The organism is Escherichia sp. E2748 (assembly GCF_005781125.1).
Taxonomy (GTDB): Bacteria; Pseudomonadota; Gammaproteobacteria; order Enterobacterales; family Enterobacteriaceae; genus Escherichia.
In genome coordinates this window covers 182,731-200,765 of sequence record NZ_VATP01000028.1, presented here as the reverse complement: position 1 = coordinate 200,765, position 18,035 = coordinate 182,731, and the positions used below count along the sequence as shown (strand labels likewise).

Annotated in this window: 14 protein-coding genes; 11 read left to right on the top strand and 3 right to left on the bottom strand. The window is 49.1% G+C overall.

Features of this window, described 5'->3' with window-relative positions; translation table 11 throughout:
* Nucleotides 1–23 precede the first annotated feature (23 nt).
* The 3 genes from fhuA to hrpB form a co-directional block, all read right to left on the bottom strand.
* The gene (gene fhuA, locus FEK42_RS20180) at nucleotides 24–2,219 is read right to left on the bottom strand and encodes a ferrichrome porin FhuA (RefSeq protein ID WP_138211937.1); all 2,196 of its coding nucleotides are present in this window, start codon (nucleotides 2,217–2,219) and stop codon (nucleotides 24–26) included.
* 218 nt (nucleotides 2,220–2,437) lie between these two features.
* Nucleotides 2,438–4,960 carry a bifunctional glycosyl transferase/transpeptidase gene (gene mrcB / locus FEK42_RS20175; protein WP_130257830.1) on the bottom strand — a complete coding sequence of 841 codons (2,523 nt, stop codon included), beginning with the start codon at nucleotides 4,958–4,960 and terminating at the stop codon, nucleotides 2,438–2,440.
* A gap of 162 nt (nucleotides 4,961–5,122) precedes the next feature.
* Complete coding sequence (gene hrpB, locus FEK42_RS20170; RefSeq protein WP_135491929.1) at nucleotides 5,123–7,552, bottom strand: ATP-dependent helicase HrpB; 2,430 nt, start codon at nucleotides 7,550–7,552, stop codon at nucleotides 5,123–5,125.
* A gap of 73 nt (nucleotides 7,553–7,625) precedes the next feature.
* On the opposite strand from hrpB, the gene thpR reads away from it, so the two are divergent.
* From thpR to yadL, 11 genes are all read left to right on the top strand, one after another.
* On the top strand, nucleotides 7,626–8,156 hold the full coding sequence (thpR, locus tag FEK42_RS20165) for an RNA 2',3'-cyclic phosphodiesterase (RefSeq protein ID WP_130204991.1): 531 nt from the start codon (nucleotides 7,626–7,628) through the stop codon (nucleotides 8,154–8,156).
* A 14-nt stretch (nucleotides 8,157–8,170) separates the two neighbouring features.
* Nucleotides 8,171–8,875, top strand: a complete 705-nt coding sequence (gene sfsA / locus FEK42_RS20160; RefSeq protein WP_130204989.1) for a DNA/RNA nuclease SfsA — start codon at nucleotides 8,171–8,173, stop codon at nucleotides 8,873–8,875.
* Nucleotides 8,876–9,052: 177 nt separating this feature from the next.
* Nucleotides 9,053–9,508, top strand: a complete 456-nt coding sequence (gene dksA / locus FEK42_RS20155) for an RNA polymerase-binding protein DksA (RefSeq protein ID WP_001155227.1) — start codon at nucleotides 9,053–9,055, stop codon at nucleotides 9,506–9,508.
* A gap of 66 nt (nucleotides 9,509–9,574) precedes the next feature.
* Entirely contained in the window at nucleotides 9,575–10,471 is an 897-nt protein-coding gene (gene gluQRS, locus FEK42_RS20150; RefSeq protein ID WP_167852510.1) for a tRNA glutamyl-Q(34) synthetase GluQRS, read from the top strand.
* A 59-nt stretch (nucleotides 10,472–10,530) separates the two neighbouring features.
* Entirely contained in the window at nucleotides 10,531–11,928 is a 1,398-nt protein-coding gene (gene pcnB, locus FEK42_RS20145; protein WP_205712856.1) for a polynucleotide adenylyltransferase PcnB, read from the top strand.
* Nucleotides 11,925–12,404, top strand: a complete 480-nt coding sequence (gene folK, locus FEK42_RS20140) for a 2-amino-4-hydroxy-6-hydroxymethyldihydropteridine diphosphokinase (RefSeq protein WP_135490792.1) — start codon at nucleotides 11,925–11,927, stop codon at nucleotides 12,402–12,404. Before pcnB ends, folK begins: the two co-directional genes overlap by 4 nt.
* Nucleotides 12,405–12,751: 347 nt before the next feature.
* Nucleotides 12,752–13,336, top strand: a complete 585-nt coding sequence (locus FEK42_RS20135; RefSeq protein ID WP_130204981.1) for a fimbrial protein — start codon at nucleotides 12,752–12,754, stop codon at nucleotides 13,334–13,336.
* Between the two features lie 104 nt (nucleotides 13,337–13,440).
* The gene (locus tag FEK42_RS20130; RefSeq protein ID WP_130204979.1) at nucleotides 13,441–14,181 is read left to right on the top strand and encodes a fimbrial chaperone; all 741 of its coding nucleotides are present in this window, start codon (nucleotides 13,441–13,443) and stop codon (nucleotides 14,179–14,181) included.
* Nucleotides 14,182–14,215: 34 nt separating this feature from the next.
* On the top strand, nucleotides 14,216–16,816 hold the full coding sequence (htrE, locus tag FEK42_RS20125; RefSeq protein ID WP_135491927.1) for a Yad fimbria usher protein HtrE: 2,601 nt from the start codon (nucleotides 14,216–14,218) through the stop codon (nucleotides 16,814–16,816).
* Between the two features lie 16 nt (nucleotides 16,817–16,832).
* The gene (locus FEK42_RS20120) at nucleotides 16,833–17,402 is read left to right on the top strand and encodes a fimbrial protein (protein WP_135491926.1); all 570 of its coding nucleotides are present in this window, start codon (nucleotides 16,833–16,835) and stop codon (nucleotides 17,400–17,402) included.
* A 14-nt stretch (nucleotides 17,403–17,416) separates the two neighbouring features.
* A complete protein-coding gene (gene yadL, locus FEK42_RS20115; protein WP_135491925.1) occupies nucleotides 17,417–18,022 on the top strand; it encodes a fimbrial-like protein YadL in 606 nt (201 codons plus the stop codon).
* Nucleotides 18,023–18,035: the final 13 nt, after the last annotated feature.

Here is an 18,035-nt window from a genome sequence, read left to right as displayed (position 1 = left end):
AAATCCGTGCCCCAAAGAGAAAATTAGAAACGGAAGGTTGCGGTTGCAACGACCTGACGTTCTGCGCCCCAGTAACATGCATAATCACGATAGCAACTGGAGACATATTCGCGGTCGAACAGGTTATTCACGTTAACACCAACAGAAGAACCAGGCATACCGAAACGAGCAAGATCATATTTTATCATTGCATCAATCAGGGTATACCCCCCAACATTGAATGTCTGATTGGTCTTATCACCCGTAGTGTAGAAACTTGAAGTGTCGCCAAAATAACGCGCCCCTGCACCAAAACTCAGACCACTAAGAGTTGTTTCGTGGAAAGTGTAATCTGCCCACAGCGACGCCATATTTCGAGGAACCTCCGCCGGGCGTTTACCCTTATACAGTGTATCTTTGGTGTATTCAGCATCGGTGTAGCTGTATGCCGCAGTGACATTGATATTAGCGTTGACAGCTGCTTTCGCCTCAATTTCAAAGCCACGAGAACGAATCTCCCCCCCCTGTACGCTAAACAAAGTATTACTTGGGTCTGCAGTCAGATTTTTGTCTTTCGTCAACTGGAATACCGAGGCAGTGACAGTGACAGGCGTATCTTTCGGTACGTATTTGACACCTGCTTCGTACTGCTTACCGCGAGAAGGATCAAATGGTTTACCTTCTTTAGTCGCTCCAGATACTGGCTCGAAGGATTCGCTATAACTGAAATAAGGTGAGATACCGTTATCGAATAGATAATTAATGCCACCTCTCCAGGTGAACTGCTGATCGTTAATTTCATCCAAAGAACTCGTTGAACGAGTATAGGTAGAGGTTTTCGCAAAATCGTAACGACCACCCAACGTCAATACCCACTTATTCCACTCAGACTGATCCTGAATATAAAGTCCTGTCTGTTCCTGACGGTTAATTACCGCATATGGGAAATTGATATTGATATTGGCGTTACCATACTGTGGATCCTGCATACTAATTGGATTTGCAGTACCATAGTTCGCATCAATATCGTTACGCATGCGCAGGTAATCCACGCCAGTAAGCAAGGTATGTGCTACAGCACCGGTAGCAAAGTTGGACTGTAGTTGCGTATCAACGGTGAACGAATTTAAATCTTCGTCTGAGCGTACATAAGCACGGCTAATTTGCGCTGGCGCGATGTAACCATTGCCATATACTGCATCGTAGAGTGTATGAATGCGGGTATAGCGCAGATTCTGACGTACAGTAAAAGTATCATTAAATTCATGAGCAAAGCTGTAGCCAATTAATTGTTGACGACGAGACATCCTATTGTCTTTCTCGCCTTCATTAAAATCTGTTGGCAATTTGTGCCAGCTACCATTTGCATCCTGATAGGGGACAACGGTTCCCTGACGCGGTAACCAACCATAATAGCCCGCATCGGGATCACTCTGGAAATTACTCAGGAAAGTCAAATCCGTTTTATCATCAGGACGCCAACTGAATGAAGGAGCTACTGCATACCGTGTAGCTTTTGCATACTTTTGTTGTGCATCCTGACTATGTCCTAATCCCGTCAAGCGATATGACCAAACACCATCATCATCTATTGCATCACTAAAATCGAATCCAGTCTGCCAAAGATTATCCGTTCCCATTTTGAACTGGATCTCTTTAATCGGATCCGTTGAAGGACGCTTGCTGACCATGCTCACTACTCCGCCCGGATGGCTTTTACCGTACAGTACGGATACTGGGCCACGGAGTAATTCCACACGTTCAAGGAAATAAGGGTCAATAGAGGCTTCAGAGTAGTTATCCCCCTGAAGTTTTAAGCCGTCCAGATATTGGTTGGTATTAACTGTACTGGGTGTAGTAAATCCACGAATAGTAACAACATCATATGTCGTTGAACTACCACGCGTTGAAAAGACACTTGGCGTATAATCCAGAGCTTCTTTTACCGTTGCGGGTTGTTTGATATCCATCTCTTCTCGGGTCACAACCGAAATAGACTGTGGCGTTTTTTCGATTGGCGTATCCGTTTTAGTCGCAGTAGCAGAGTGCTTCGCCGCAATAGTTGCAGCCGGCCCCCATGCGCTTTCTTGCGGCGCAGGTGCAGCGGTAACGGTGATAGTGTCTTCTTTCGGTTCAACCGCTGCCTGTGCATAAACAGACATGCCGCTAACCGCTGTGGCTACTACAACTGCGATTTTACGCAGCGAGTGTTTTGGCTGAGCAGTTTTGGAACGCGCCATTGGTATATCTCTGATGAAAGTGAATGATAACGTAAACGAGAATGATTATTATAAAGATAAAATAATATTCGAAACGGCGAGACGATAGCAAGCAGTACCCATCAGAGATCCAACCAAAGGGTCAATAAACAACCAGATGAAAAGAAAGGGTTAATGCTTTTGGAGGGATGTTATTTTACCGGATGGCTACTCGCCATCCGGTATGTCACGCTTAGACGTTAATTACTACCAAACATATCCTTGATCCAGCCTGCCACGCCGTCGCTGTCTTTCTGCTGCTGTTGAGCAGGTTGCTGTTGCGGCTGTGAAGACTGATCAAATGGATTGCCTGACGGCTGCTGCTGTACCTCACTCTGCTGGCACAGCGATTGCGGATCGCTGGTCCAGACCGGCAAAGTACGCATACCACCGCTGCAAACAAAGTTACCATCGTAATCCACACCCATATCCACGATATCTTCCGGCGGTACAAGATTCAGCGGCGTTGGTGTCTGATTAGCCAGATAACGCTGGTAAATCGACATCGCCCCGCTGGCACCGTACAGCTTAGTCGGCTGGTTGTTATCGCGGCCGACCCAGGTGATAGTCACCGTGCTGCCGTCAATGCCCGCAAACCAGGTATCAACGTTGTTGTTGGTAGTCCCCGTTTTCCCTGCCAGATGCAGATTTGGATATTTCGCCCCAAGCTGACGTCCCGTACCACGTTGCACCACTTGCTGCATGGTCCACAGCGTCAGATACGCCGCCTGCGCCGGAACTGCGCGTTCCGCCTGCGGGAAGCTCTGATACAGCACCTTACCATCTTCCGCGATTACCGAACGCAGCGCAGAAAGCGGCGCGCGGTTACCGCCGCTGGCGATAGTCTGGAACGCCTGCGCCACTTCGATTGGCGTTAAGTTCAGCGCTCCCAGCAACATTGCCGGAACTGGATTCAACTGGTCTTTCGGCACGCCCAGTTTGATCCAGGTATCCGTAACCGCAGGCAGCCCCAGCGCCATCCCCAGATTCACCGTCGGCACGTTCATCGAACGGGTCAACGCATCCACCAGCATCACTCTGCCGCTTTCGCTATAGCGACGATCATCGTTCTGCGGTGACCAGACCTGACCGTTCGGCTGACGCAGCGCGATTGGCGCATCAGCAATCCACGTGTTCAGGCGATAGATTTTCGGCTGGCTTAACGCCGTAAGGTAAGTCGCTGGTTTTGCCAGTGAACCAATCGAACGACGCGCCTGCATCGCACGGTTGTAGCCCGCGAACTGCGGTTCAGCCCCCCCGACCATCGCACGGACTTCGCCACTAAAGCGGTCAACGACGACAATCGCCGTTTCCAGATCGCTCAACTTACGCTGTTTCTTCAGTGCAGGAATGCCTTCTACGGCAGCTTTTTCTGCCGCATCCTGGGCCACTGAGTCAAAAGTAGTGAAGATCTTCACACCAGAGAGATCTTTCACCTTATCGCCCAGTTTCGCCTGCAACTCCTGACGCACCAGCTGCATAAAGGCTGGCTGAGGAGAGATTACTCCGCCGCGTGGCTGTACGCCCAGCGGTCGCGCACTCAGCATTTCATACAGTTCGCCGTCGATAATCTGCTGTTGTTGCAGCAAACGCAGCACCAGGTTACGTCGCTCCAGCGCCAGTTTCGGATTACGCCACGGGTTGTAGATCGACGCGCCTTTCACCATGCCAACTAACAGCGCCTGCTGGTCAAGGCTCAACTCTTCTACCGGGCGACCAAAGTAGTACAGGCTCGCCAGCGGGAAGCCACGAATTTCGTTGTCGCCGCTCTGACCGAGATACACCTCGTTCATATACAGCTCAAGAATGCGATCTTTGCTGTAACGTGCATCCATGATCAACGCCATATAGGCTTCGTTCGCTTTACGCCAGTAAGAACGTTCGCTGGAGAGGAACAGGTTTTTCACTAACTGTTGCGTCAGTGTACTCGCCCCCTGCACCGTGCGTCCGGCTGTCAGGTTCGCCAGCACCGCACGTCCAATGGAGTAGAGGCTGATGCCATCATGCTCGTAGAAATGACGGTCTTCTGTCGCCAGCAAGGTATCTACCAGCAAGTCCGGGAAACCACTGCGCGGCACAAACAGACGCTGCTCACCATTTGGTGAGGAGATCATGGTGATCAGGCGCGGATCAAGACGGAAGAAACCGAACTGACGGTTGTTCTCCATATTGACGATGGTCGCCAGATGATCACCATCAAAAGTCAGACGCGCACGCACCTGCCCTTCTTTACTGTCCGGGAAATCAAACGGACGGCGGATCATTTCAATGCTGTTGGCCTGCACGGTAAATTCGCCAGGGCGCGTCATTTTCGACACCTGACGATACTGGGTCGCCTCCAGCAGTTTCACCATCTCGTTCTTGCTGATGGTCATATCTGGTTCAAGGTTAACCATTCGGCCATAGACCGCCGCTGGCAACTGCCAGACCTTGCCATCAATACGGCTACGAATTTTTTGATCGAGATAAACGCCGTAAATGGCGATCAGCACGGCAAAAACGATAGCCAGTTTTAGCAGCAGCCATAACCAGCCGCGTTTGCCACGAGGCTTACGCCCTTTTCCTTTGCCCTTTCCTTTGCGCGGCATCGGTTCTTCGTCCTCATAGTCATCATAATCGTCGTAATCATCGTCGTCTTCGTAACGACGACGGCTTACCTTTTGTTTGACTGGACGCGTCGGTTTCCCTTTGCGTCCAATTGGCTCGCGGTCATTCCCGGCCATGCTTTTTCTCCGCAATATTCAGGCGCAAAAGCCTGATTTTCTGTTCTTCTGTTGCAATACAGAAGAAGATATCTCTCAAAATGCTTTTCTCCCTCTCCCTGTGGGAGAGGGCCGGGGTGAGGGCATCAGCGCGCACATTACCCCTATGCCCGTTTACCAACCTTACGAATACTTTTTCGTCCGCCGCGTTGGTGCGGTATTCGCCGGGTCGTCCGGCCAGACGTGTTTGGGATAACGCCCTTTCATCTCCTTTTGCACCTCACGATACGCCCCTTTCCAGAAGGCCCCCAAATCACGGGTGATTTGCAGCGGCCTTTGGGCGGGTGAAAGCAACTCCAGCACCAGTGGCACACGCCCCTGGGCGATTGTCGGATTGGTGGCTTCGCCAAACATCTCCTGCATTCTTACTGCCAGCGCAGGCGGGTTATCTTCATGATAACGAATGGCGATCCGACTTCCCGTCGGCACAGTGTAATGCGCAGGCAGGGAACTCACCAGACGTTGCTGCATTCCCCAATCGAGTAATCCATGCAGCGCCTGGTAAATATCGACTGATTTCAGGCCACGTAGCGAATGTACGCCGCTCATATGCGGCAACAACCACGTTTCAAGCGTCGCCAATAAACTCGCGTCATCGACCGCTGGCCAGTCATACTCTGGTAACCACTTCGCAGCGCACAGTAAACGCAGGCGTAGCTGTTCCGCTTCTGGCGTCCAGTTGAGGACGTTTAATCCTTTATCGCGTATACCGTTAAGCATCGCCTGATGTAATTCTTCTTCCGAAGGTTTCGCTAGTGGCTGCACTTTTACCGTGAGCTGGCCAATTTGCAACCGACGCCAGGCTTTCAGCGTGCCTTGAGCGTCGTCCCACTCCACAGTGTCAGACTGCTGCACCAGTTGCGGGCAACGTTCTACTAACGTATCAATATCGACCGGCAGCGCCAGCAAAATCCGCGCATCCGGCGAGGCGCTGCCCTGCAATAATAACGGTGCGATCAGCCATTCGTGGCGGTTTAACGCGTCGTCGGCATCCAGCATCGCCCCCATGCCGTTCGCCAGTTGATAGCGACCATCTTGCCCACGCCGACGAGCAATACGATCGGCAAACGCCCCGGCAAGTAGCGGCGCAATAAGCGAACTGTCCTCCTCACCGCCGCGTACGTTTAAGCGTTTCAACAGTTGCTGACTACGTTGCTGCCAGGCAGGTTGATTACGCGAGAACGCCACGCCAAGATCGCCATTCCCCATCCGTGGCGGTTCTTCGAGAATGGCGGCAATTTTTGCGGCGGTAACCGCTTCATCGTCACTCTTCGCACTCACCAGCATTGCCGCTAAACGCGGATCGTTACCCAGCGCCGCCATTTTTTGCCCTTGCGCACTAAGCCGTTCACCGTCCAGCGCCCCCAGCATGTGTAACAGACGTTTCGCCGCCTGTAGATTCACCGCTGGCGGGTGATCCAGCCAGTTCATCTGTGCCGGATCGCTACATCCCCATTGCAGTAATTCCATCAACAAACCGGAGAGATCGCTTTGTAAGATCTCCGGTTCACTTTGCGCTGCGGCGCGTTCCGCCTGCTCTTTAGCGATTAAATGCAGGCAAATACCTGACTCCAGACGCCCGGCGCGCCCGGCACGTTGCGTCATCGACGCCTGACTAACGCGCTGAGTGATCAACCGAGTAAGACCCGTACGCGGATCAAAGCGCGCTACCCTTTCCTGGGCGCAATCCACCACCAGACGGATACCTTCGATGGTTAGACTGGTTTCAGCGATGTTGGTCGCCAGCACCACTTTGCGCATGCCTGGCGGCGCAGGGAGGATAGCTTTTCGCTGATCGTTCAGCGACAACGCGCCATACAGCGGGCAGAGCAAAACGTCACTACCGATGCGCGAAGCCAGCTGTTCCTGCACACGCTGAATCTCCCCGACGCCGGGTAAAAACAGCAGTAACGATCCCGTCTCCTGGCGCAGCAGTTCGGCGATAGCAACTGCGACGGCTTCGTCAAAACGCTGATGTGCGGGCAACGGCTGATAACGCCGCTCAACCGGAAACGAGCGCCCTTCTGAGATGACGATAGGCGCTTGCGGCAGCATTTGCTGCAAGCGGTCGTTGTCCAGGGTCGCCGACATAATCAGCAGCTTTAAGTCATCGCGCAGACCTTGTTGCACATCGAGTAACAACGCCAGCGCCAAATCCGCCTGCAAACTGCGTTCATGAAATTCATCGAGGATCACCAGCCCCACGCCGTTCAGTTCCGGGTCGCGCTGGATCATGCGCGTCAACACGCCTTCGGTGACCACTTCCAGACGAGTATTCGGCCCGACGCAGTTTTGCGCACGCATCCGGTAGCCAACTGTGTCGCCAGGCTTTTCGTTCAGCAGCTCCGCCAGGCGTTGCGCAACGTTACGCGCCGCCAGTCGACGTGGCTCCAACAGGATGATTTTCCCGTGAATCCCTGAATGCGCCAGCAGTTGCAGCGGTAGCCAGGTCGATTTTCCGGCTCCGGTCGGCGCACTTAATAACACCTGCGGCGCATAATCGAGGGCGGCAAGTAATTCAGGTAAGACGGCTGCAACGGGTAACGACGACACAAAACGCTCCAGAGGGTTAACATTCTTCGCGCCACATTGTAGCATCGCGGTAATTCATAACCGAGTGCCTGACATGTCTGAACCGCAACGGCTGTTCTTTGCCATTGACCTACCTGCTGAAATCCGCGAACAGATTATTCACTGGCGCGCCGCACAGTTTCCACCTGAAGCGGGCCGCCCGGTTGCTGCTGAGAATTTGCATCTGACGTTGGCGTTTTTAGGCGAAGTAAGCGCAGACAAAGAGAAGGCGCTCTCACTGCTGGCCGGGCGAATTCGTCAACCCGGTTTTACACTCACGCTTGATGACGCAGGTCAGTGGCTGCGTTCACGCGTGGTATGGTTGGGTATGCGCCAGCCGCCGCGCGGCTTAATCCAACTGGCGAATATGCTTCGTTCTCAGGCAGCACGCAGTGGTTGTTTTCAAAGCAATCGACCATTTCATCCGCATATCACCTTATTGCGCGACGCCAGCGAGGCGGTAACAATCCCACCGCCTGGTTTTAATTGGTCATATGAGGTGAAGGAGTTCACTCTTTATGCTTCCTCGTTTGCCCGTGGGCGTACACGCTACACACCGCTCAAACGCTGGACGCTGACGCAATAAAAAGGATTGTCATAATGGAATTTTCTCCTCCTTTACAGCGCGCCACGCTAATTCAGCGTTATAAACGCTTTTTAGCCGATGTGATCACACCTGATGGTCGTGAATTGACGCTACACTGCCCCAACACTGGCGCGATGACCGGTTGTGCAACGCCTGGCGATACCGTCTGGTATTCGACTTCCGACAATACAAAACGGAAATACCCGCACACCTGGGAATTAACCCAAAGCCAAAGCGGCGCATTTATTTGCGTTAATACGCTTTGGGCGAATAGATTGACGAAAGAGGCTATCCTTAATGGGGAAATTTCGGAGCTATCAGGCTATAGCTCGCTGAAAAGCGAAGTAAAATACGGTGCCGAGCGCAGTCGTATTGACCTCATGTTACAGGCGAGGTTTCGACCTGACTGCTATATTGAAGTGAAATCGGTTACGTTAGCGGAAAATGAGCAAGGTTACTTTCCCGATGCCGTTACCCAACGTGGGCAGAAACATCTTCGGGAGTTGATGAGCGTAGCGGCTGAAGGCCAACGAGCGGTGATTTTTTTCGCTGTACTGCATTCAGCCATTACACGGTTTTCACCCGCGCGCCACATCGATGAGAAATACGCGCAACTATTGTCAGAAGCACAACAGAGGGGAGTAGAAATTCTGGCTTATAAAGCGGAACTTTCTGCTGAAGGTATGGCTCTTAAAAAATCACTGCCTGTTACATTGTAGTAGTGTAAGTAACTGGTTAATTTACATTCTGGTCGCGTGCGCAAATACGCTTTTCCTCACACAGTTGTCAAGTGTTACGTTTAGATAATTGCTATCCGGAAAAGCATCTGCTATTTATAGCGGCCTCATTTTTCCCCCGAACATGGGGATCGATAGTGCGTGTTAAGGAGAAGCAACATGCAAGAAGGGCAAAACCGTAAAACATCGTCCCTGAGTATTCTCGCCATCGCTGGGGTGGAGCCATATCAGGAGAAGCCGGGCGAAGAGTATATGAACGAAGCCCAGCTGGCGCACTTCCGTCGTATTCTGGAAGCATGGCGTAATCAACTCAGGGATGAAGTCGATCGCACCGTTACACATATGCAGGATGAAGCAGCCAACTTCCCGGACCCGGTAGACCGTGCAGCCCAGGAAGAAGAGTTCAGCCTCGAACTGCGTAACCGCGATCGCGAGCGTAAGCTGATCAAAAAGATCGAGAAGACGCTGAAAAAAGTGGAAGACGAAGATTTCGGCTACTGCGAATCTTGCGGTGTTGAAATTGGTATTCGTCGTCTGGAAGCGCGCCCGACAGCCGATCTGTGCATCGACTGCAAAACGCTGGCTGAAATTCGCGAAAAACAGATGGCTGGCTAATTACAGCCGTTCCATCACGTTTACCACAGGCGGGAAATACTCCCGCCTTATTTTTTGTTCAAAGAGATGACAGACACACAGTATATTGGTCGCTTCGCCCCCTCTCCTTCCGGCGAGCTTCATTTTGGCTCTCTGATCGCTGCGCTTGGCAGCTATTTGCAGGCTCGCGCCCGGCAAGGTCGCTGGCTGGTACGCATTGAAGATATCGACCCGCCTCGTGAAGTTCCCGGTGCCGCAGAAACTATCCTGCGCCAGCTGGAACATTACGGCCTGCACTGGGACGGCGATGTTCTTTGGCAATCCCAACGTCACGACGCCTATCGCGAAGCACTCGCCTGGTTACATGAGCAAGAGCTAAGTTATTACTGCACCTGCACGCGTGCGCGTATCCAAAACATTGGCGGTATTTACGATGGTCATTGCCGAGCATTGCATCATGGACCAGACAACGCGGCTGTGCGTATTCGGCAGTTGTATCCGGTCACGCAGTTTACTGATCAACTACGCGGAATTATTCACGCCGACGAAAAACTGGCGCGAGAAGATTTTATTATTCATCGTCGTGATGGTTTGTTTGCCTATAACCTGGCGGTGGTGGTCGATGATCACTTCCAGGGCGTCACAGAAATTGTTCGTGGGGCAGATTTAATTGAACCGACAGTGCGGCAAATCTCGCTGTACCAGCTTTTTGGCTGGCAGGTGCCAGATTACATTCATTTACCGCTGGCGCTAAACGCACAAGGAACTAAACTTTCCAAGCAGAATCATGCGCCTGCGTTACCGAAAGGCGATCCGCGCCCTGTGCTAATCGCGGCACTTCATTTTCTGGGTCAGCAGGCAGAAGCGCACTGGCAGGATTACAGCGTAGAGCAAATCCTTCAGTCAGCCGTCAAAAACTGGACGCTGACCGCCGTGCCAGAGTCGGCAATTGTAAATTCAACATTCTCAAATGCGTCATGCTGAGCTATGATTAGCCGCTATTTTTTTGTCCTGAATGATGTTTGACACTACCGAGGTGTATTATTTTTACCCGAGTCGCTAATTTTTGCCGCAAGGTGTTGAGCCGCGAGGAGAGCGAAGCTGAACAAGCAGTCGCCCGTCCACAGGTGACGGTGATCCCGCGCGAGCAGCATGCTATTTCCCGCAAAGATATCAGTGAAAATGCCCTGAAGGTAATGTACAGGCTCAATAAAGCGGGATACGAAGCCTGGCTGGTTGGCGGCGGCGTACGCGACCTGTTACTTGGCAAAAAGCCGAAAGATTTTGACGTGACCACCAACGCCACGCCTGAGCAGGTGCGCAAACTGTTCCGTAATTGCCGCCTGGTAGGTCGCCGTTTCCGTCTGGCTCATGTGATGTTTGGCCCGGAAATTATCGAAGTCGCCACCTTCCGTGGTCACCACGAAGGCAATGTCAGCGACCGCACGACTTCTCAGCGCGGGCAAAACGGCATGTTGCTACGCGACAACATTTTCGGCTCCATCGAAGAAGACGCCCAGCGCCGCGATTTCACTATTAATAGTCTGTATTACAGCGTCGCGGATTTTACCGTCCGTGATTACGTTGGTGGCATGCAGGATCTGAAAGACGGTGTTATCCGCCTGATTGGGAACCCGGAAACGCGCTACCGTGAAGATCCGGTACGTATGCTGCGCGCAGTACGTTTTGCCGCGAAACTGGGGATGCGCATCAGCCCAGAAACTGCCGAGCCGATCCCACGCCTTGCTACTCTGCTCAACGATATTCCGCCAGCACGCCTGTTTGAAGAGTCTCTTAAACTGTTGCAAGCGGGCTACGGTTACGAAACCTATAAACTGCTGTGTGAATATAATCTGTTCCAACCGCTGTTCCCGACCATTACCCGTTACTTCACGGAAAATGGCGACAGCCCAATGGAGCGGATCATTGAGCAGGTACTGAAGAATACCGATACGCGTATTCATAACGATATGCGCGTTAACCCGGCGTTTTTGTTTGCCGCCATGTTCTGGTATCCACTGCTGGAAACAGCGCAGAAAATTGCTCAGGAAAGCGGCCTGACCTACCACGACGCTTTCGCGCTGGCGATGAACGACGTGCTGGACGAAGCCTGCCGTTCACTGGCAATTCCGAAACGTCTGACTACGCTAACTCGCGATATCTGGCAGTTGCAGCTGCGTATGTCCCGTCGTCAGGGCAAACGGGCATGGAAACTACTGGAGCATCCGAAATTCCGCGCCGCCTACGACCTGCTGGCTCTGCGTGCTGAAGTGGAACGCAACGCCGAGCTGCAACGTCTGGCGAAATGGTGGGGGGAGTTCCAGGTTTCTGCGCCACCAGACCAAAAAGGGATGCTCAACGAGCTGGATGAAGATCCGACACCGCGCCGTCGTACTCGCCGTCCGCGCAAACGCGCGCCGCGTCGCGAGGGTACCGCATGACGGTGGCGTATATTGCCATAGGCAGCAATCTGGCCTCTCCGCTGGAGCAGGTCAATGCTGCCGTGAAAGCATTAGGTGACATTCCGGAAAGCCGCATTCTTGCCGTTTCTTCATTTTACCGTACCCCACCGCTGGGGCCGCAAGATCAACCCGATTACTTAAACGCAGCCGTAGCGCTGGAAACCGCTCTTGCCCCTGAAGAGTTACTCAATCACACACAGCGTATTGAGTTGCAGCAAGGTCGCGTCCGCAAAGCTGAACGCTGGGGGCCACGCACGCTGGACCTCGACATTATGTTATTCGGTAATGAAACGATTAATACCGAACGACTCACCGTTCCGCACTACGATATGAAAAATCGTGGATTTATGCTGTGGCCGCTGTTTGAGATTGCGCCGGAGCTGGTTTTTCCTGATGGAACAACATTAGACAACTTATTACAAATAAATAAATACGATGAATTAGACAAGTGGTAATTCAATAGCCACTTGAATATAAATAAATTCTGAAAAATACTCCCCAACAATTGCAATCAATGCATTTTTTAAGTTACAACCACAATTAATAATATATCCCACCCTCTTAACCTTCCCACCCCATACACTATTTTTTCAACTTTAGATATTTAGTTTTACTTAAAGATGAATTAAGTGGATATATAATTTTTATTATGCACAATATCCCCCCTAATGATGAGCAGATGTAACATTCGGTAAATTCAAGTCCTCATCATTAACAAACCAATCTTTCTAGTCTATCGGGCCTCCCCATGTGCGGACTCCCGATTGAAGTTAAACTCATGGAATATAATTCAAGGATTTTTATGTCTAAAAAATTAGGTTTTGCCCTGTCTGGTCTTATGCTGGCAATGGTTGCAGGTACTGCTTCTGCAGATATGGACGGTGGTCAGTTAAATATCAGCGGTCTGGTTGTTGATAACACCTGTGAAACCCGTGTAGACGGTGGTAACAAAGATGGTCTAATCCTGCTGCAAACTGCAACTGTTGGTGAAATCACTGACGGCGTACTGAATGATACCGTTGGTGCTAAAGCTAAACCTTTCAGCATCACCGTTGACTGTAGCAAAGCGAACCCGAATCCAGGTAGCACAGCTAAAATGACCTTCGGTTCTGTTTTCTTTGGTAATAGCAAAGGAACGCTGAACAACGACATGTCTATTAACAACCCGTCTGATGGCGTAAATATCGCTCTGCACAATATTGATGGTTCCACTATCAAACAGGTTCAAATTAACAACCCCGGCGATGTGTATACTAAAACCATGGATGCAACGACAAAATCTGCAATTTATGATTTTAAAGCATCTTACGTTCGTGCTGACGCAAATCAGACAGCGACTGCTGGTTATGTAAAAACTAACACTGCATACACCATTACTTATCAGTAAGTATTCACCAATTAAATTGATTGAATGAATATACAGGGAATAGTATTAATAATTACTATTTTTATATTATTCCCTGTTTTAATTAACTCTGTCAGGGATGGTTTATGTTTTTTAACACCAAACATACAGCAGCTTTATGCTTCGTAACCTGTATGGCTTTTAGCTCATCGTCTATTGCGGATATTGTCATTTCGGGTACTCGCGTAATATATAAAAGCGATCAAAAAAGTGTCAGCGTACGTCTGGAAAATAAAGGGAATAACCCGTTACTTGTCCAGAGTTGGTTAGATACTGGCGATGACAACGCTGAACCTGGCAGTATTACAGTCCCCTTTACCGCCACACCGCCAGTATCGCGTATTGATGCCAAACGTGGGCAAACAATCAAACTGATGTACACCGCCAGTACCTCACTGCCTAAAGACAGGGAGAGCGTATTCTGGTTTAACGTACTGGAAGTTCCACCAAAACCAGATGCAGAAAAGGTCGCGAATCAAAGCCTGCTGCAACTGGCATTTCGCACACGTATAAAACTGTTCTATCGCCCGGATGGATTGAAGGGAAATCCCTCTGAAGCCCCATTAGCCCTGAAATGGTCCTGGTCAGGTTCAGACGGTAAAACGGCATTACAAGTCACTAATCCAACGCCTTACTACGTCTCTTTTAGCAGTGGCGATTTAGAAGCCAGCGGTAAACGCTATCCGATTGATGTGAAAATGATTGCACCATTCAGTGATGAAGTCATGAAAGTCAATGGCCTTAATGGCAAAGCAAATTCTTCAAAAGTGCACTTTTACGCCATTAATGACTTTGGTGGCGCCATTGAAGGTAATGCCCGACTGTAATCAGGCAAGGATATAATTCCGCAGGAAGCATAGCGTGACTATAAAATATACTAAAAATTATCATCATCATCTGACCCGTATCGCCACGTTATGCGCGCTGCTGTATTGCAATAGTGCTTTCAGTGCTGAACTCGTTGAATATGACCCTACCTTCCTGATGGGGCAGAATGCATCTAATATTGATCTCAGTCGATACAGCGAAGGTAACCCCGCTATACCGGGTGTTTACGACGTCAGTGTTTATGTCAACGATCAACCAATCATTAACCAAAGTATTACATTTGTAGCGATTGAAGGAAAAAAGAACGCCCAGGCCTGTATCACATTAAAGAATTTATTGCAGTTTCATATTAATTCCCCCGATATAAATAACGAAAAAGCCGTTCTGTTTGCCCGGGATGAAACGCTCGGTGATTGCCTCAATTTGACGGAAATTATCCCTCAGGCTTCCGTTCGTTATGACGTTAACGATCAACGTCTGGATATAGACGTTCCTCAAGCCTGGGTAATGAAAAATTACCAAAACTATGTTGATCCATCATTATGGGAAAACGGCATTAATGCGGCTATGTTGTCATATAACCTCAACGGATATCATAGTGAAACCCCTGGTCGAAGAAATGACAGCATTTATGCTGCTTTTAACGGTGGGATGAATTTAGGTGCATGGCGACTGCGAGCCTCCGGCAACTACAACTGGATGACCGATTCTGGCAGTAATTATGATTTTAAGAATCGGTATGTACAACGAGATATCGCCTCACTACGCTCTCAATTAATTATTGGTGAATCTTATACTACGGGCGAAACCTTTGATTCCGTCAGTATCCGAGGCATTCGCGTATACAGTGACAGCCGAATGTTGCCTCCGACATTAGCCAGCTTTGCACCTATCATACATGGCGTCGCCAATACCAATGCCAAAGTCTCTATTACGCAAGGCGGCTATAAGATTTATGAAACGACTGTGCCTCCAGGCGCTTTCGTCATTGATGATCTTAGCCCGTCAGGGTACGGCAGTGATCTTATTGTGACCATCGAAGAATCCGATGGCTCAAAAAGGACATTCTCGCAACCTTTTTCATCGGTTGTTCAAATGTTACGCCCTGGCGTTGGACGTTGGGATATTAGCGGTGGCCAGGTCTTAAAAGATGATATTCAGGATGAACCTAATTTATTTCAGGCCAGCTACTACTACGGTCTGAATAACTATCTGACGGGTTATACTGGTATTCAGATTACCGATAATAACTATACCGCCGGTTTGTTAGGTCTTGGCCTGAATACCTCAGTCGGTGCATTTTCTTTCGATGTGACTCACTCCAATGTCCGTATCCCGGATGATAAAACATACCAGGGGCAAAGTTATCGTGTTTCCTGGAACAAATTATTCGAAGAAACAAGTACTTCACTGAATATCGCGGCCTATCGCTATTCAACACAAAATTACCTTGGTCTTAATGATGCACTAACTCTAATTGATGAAGTGAAACATCCCGAACAAGATCTTGAACCGCAAAACATGCGTAATTACTCGCGCATGAAAAATCAGGTTACGGTCAGTATTAACCAACCGTTGAAATTTGAGAAAAAAGATTACGGTTCATTTTATCTTTCCGGAAGTTGGTCCGATTACTGGGCTTCAGGACAAAATCGTAGCAATTACTCTATTGGCTACAGTAACAGTGCATCCTGGGGCAGCTACAGTGTCAGTGCACAGCGTTCATGGAATGAAAACGGCGACACTGACGATAGCATTTATCTCAGTTTCACCATTCCTATTGAAAAATTACTTGGCACTGAACAGCGTACTTCAGGTTTCCAGAGTATTGATACTCAAATGAGCAGTGACTTTAAGGGCAATAATCAACTCAACGTCAGTAGCAGTGGCTATAGCGATAACGCTCGCGTCAGTTATAGCGTGAATACAGGCTATACGATGAATAAAGCCAGTAAAGATATGAGTTATGTTGGTGGATATGCCAGCTATGAGTCACCGTGGGGAACCCTGGCCGGTTCAGTTTCTGCGAATAGCGATAACAGTCGTCAAGTTTCTCTCAGCACTGACGGTGGTTTTGTATTACATAGCGGCGGCCTGACCTTCAGTAATGACAGCTTTAGCGACTCCGATACACTGGCGGTAGTTCAGGCTCCTGGTGCCAAAGGGGCTCGAATAAATTATGGGAATAGCACCGTAGACCGCTGGGGATATGGCGTTACCAGTGCTCTTTCTCCTTATCATGAAAACCGTATCGCGCTGGATATCAACGATCTTGAGAACGATGTTGAATTAAAAAGTACCAGTGCTGTAGCTGTGCCGCGTCAGGGTTCAGTCGTCTTTGCTGATTTTGAAACCGTGCAAGGGCAATCAGCCATTATGAACATCACACGAAGTGATGGTAAAAATATTCCATTTGCTGCAGATATTTATGATGAGCAAGGCAATGTCATTGGTAATGTTGGACAGGGTGGACAGGCTTTTGTTCGTGGTATTGAACAGCAGGGAAATATCAGTATTAAGTGGCTCGAAGAAAGTAAACCTGTAAGCTGCCTTGCGCATTATCAACAAAGTTCAGAAGCAGAAAAAATAGCGCAATCTATTATTCTGAATAGAATTCGGTGTCAGATTCAGTAACTACAAGGGACGTCAAATGATAAAAACAACGCCACATAAAATAGCGACACTGATGGGAATATTATTATCACCCTCAGTATTAGCAACGGATATTAATGTAGAGTTTACGGCCACCGTCAGAGCGACAACCTGTAACATCACACTTACTGGTAATAACGTCACGAATGATGGCAATAATAACTACACATTGAGAATCCCCAATATGGGCCTGGATAAGATCGCGAATAAAACGACAGAATCTCAGGCTGATTTTAAACTGGTTGCTAGTGGTTGCAGCAGTGGCATTAGCTGGATTGATACCACTCTGACCGGAAACGCCTCATCAAGTTCACCCAAGCTTATTATACCGCTGTCTGGTGATACAAATTCGACGACAAGTTATATCGGTATGGGTTTCAAGAGACGGAATACTGATGATGCCACTTTTCTTAAACCCAACAGTGCGGAAAAGATACGCTGGGACACAGGCGAAATACCGTCCGACAAAGGTCTTGAAATGACTGTTGCGTTACGTGAAACATCTCAAGGCGCTGGTGTGCCGGGGAACTTCCGCGCTCTGGCAACATTTAATTTCATCTATCAATAAGAAGGATAATTAAGATGACATTTAAAAATTTACGTTATGGATTATCCAGCAGTCTGGTTCTGGTAGCCTCACTATTCAGTGTCCCGTCTTATGCAGCAACAGACAGCATTGGGCTGACCGTTATTACCACTGTGGAAATGGGTACCTGCACAGCAACACTTATGGATGGTAATAATAAAATCTCCACGGTTAATTTTGGTGATGTATATATATCTGAAATCAATGCTAAAACCAAAATTAAAACATTCAAACTACAGTTTAAAGATTGTGCAGGAATTCCAGGAAAGAAAGCATATATAACATTAACCAAAGTTGGCACATGTGAAGGAAATGCCAATAATGGTGATGGATTTGCCAATGCATCTACATCCACAGAAAAAGCAAATGCGGTTGTGGTTGAAGTCTGGGGTGCCATAACACCAGATCGAGCAGATAAAAATAAACAATTTAGCTGCGCTACTCCTCAAGCGAAAGAAAAGAGTATTGTGGATGCAACAGGTACTAATGTTGTGAACTTTGATATGAGTGCAGTCCTTGTGGTAGATAAGGATAAAACTGTCAATAATGTTACGGCAGGTGATTTTTTCGCCCCTGCAACATTTACTATCACCTATAACTAACAGACTGACAGAT

Excerpts from the sequence above, each read along its gene's own strand:
- fhuA (WP_138211937.1), bottom strand. The coding sequence starts at position 2,219 with ATGGCGCGTTCCAAAACTGCTCAGCCAAAACACTCGCTGCGTAAAATC.
- FEK42_RS20120 (WP_135491926.1), top strand. The coding sequence starts at position 16,833 with ATGATAAAAACAACGCCACATAAAATAGCGACACTGATGGGAATATTA.
- folK (WP_135490792.1), top strand. The coding sequence starts at position 11,925 with ATGACGGTGGCGTATATTGCCATAGGCAGCAATCTGGCCTCTCCGCTG.
- sfsA (WP_130204989.1), top strand. The coding sequence starts at position 8,171 with ATGGAATTTTCTCCTCCTTTACAGCGCGCCACGCTAATTCAGCGTTAT.
- yadL (WP_135491925.1), top strand. The coding sequence starts at position 17,417 with ATGACATTTAAAAATTTACGTTATGGATTATCCAGCAGTCTGGTTCTG.
- FEK42_RS20135 (WP_130204981.1), top strand. The coding sequence starts at position 12,752 with ATGTCTAAAAAATTAGGTTTTGCCCTGTCTGGTCTTATGCTGGCAATG.
- FEK42_RS20130 (WP_130204979.1), top strand. The coding sequence starts at position 13,441 with ATGTTTTTTAACACCAAACATACAGCAGCTTTATGCTTCGTAACCTGT.
- thpR (WP_130204991.1), top strand. The coding sequence starts at position 7,626 with ATGTCTGAACCGCAACGGCTGTTCTTTGCCATTGACCTACCTGCTGAA.
- gluQRS (WP_167852510.1), top strand. The coding sequence starts at position 9,575 with ATGACAGACACACAGTATATTGGTCGCTTCGCCCCCTCTCCTTCCGGC.
- mrcB (WP_130257830.1), bottom strand. The coding sequence starts at position 4,960 with ATGGCCGGGAATGACCGCGAGCCAATTGGACGCAAAGGGAAACCGACG.
- dksA (WP_001155227.1), top strand. The coding sequence starts at position 9,053 with ATGCAAGAAGGGCAAAACCGTAAAACATCGTCCCTGAGTATTCTCGCC.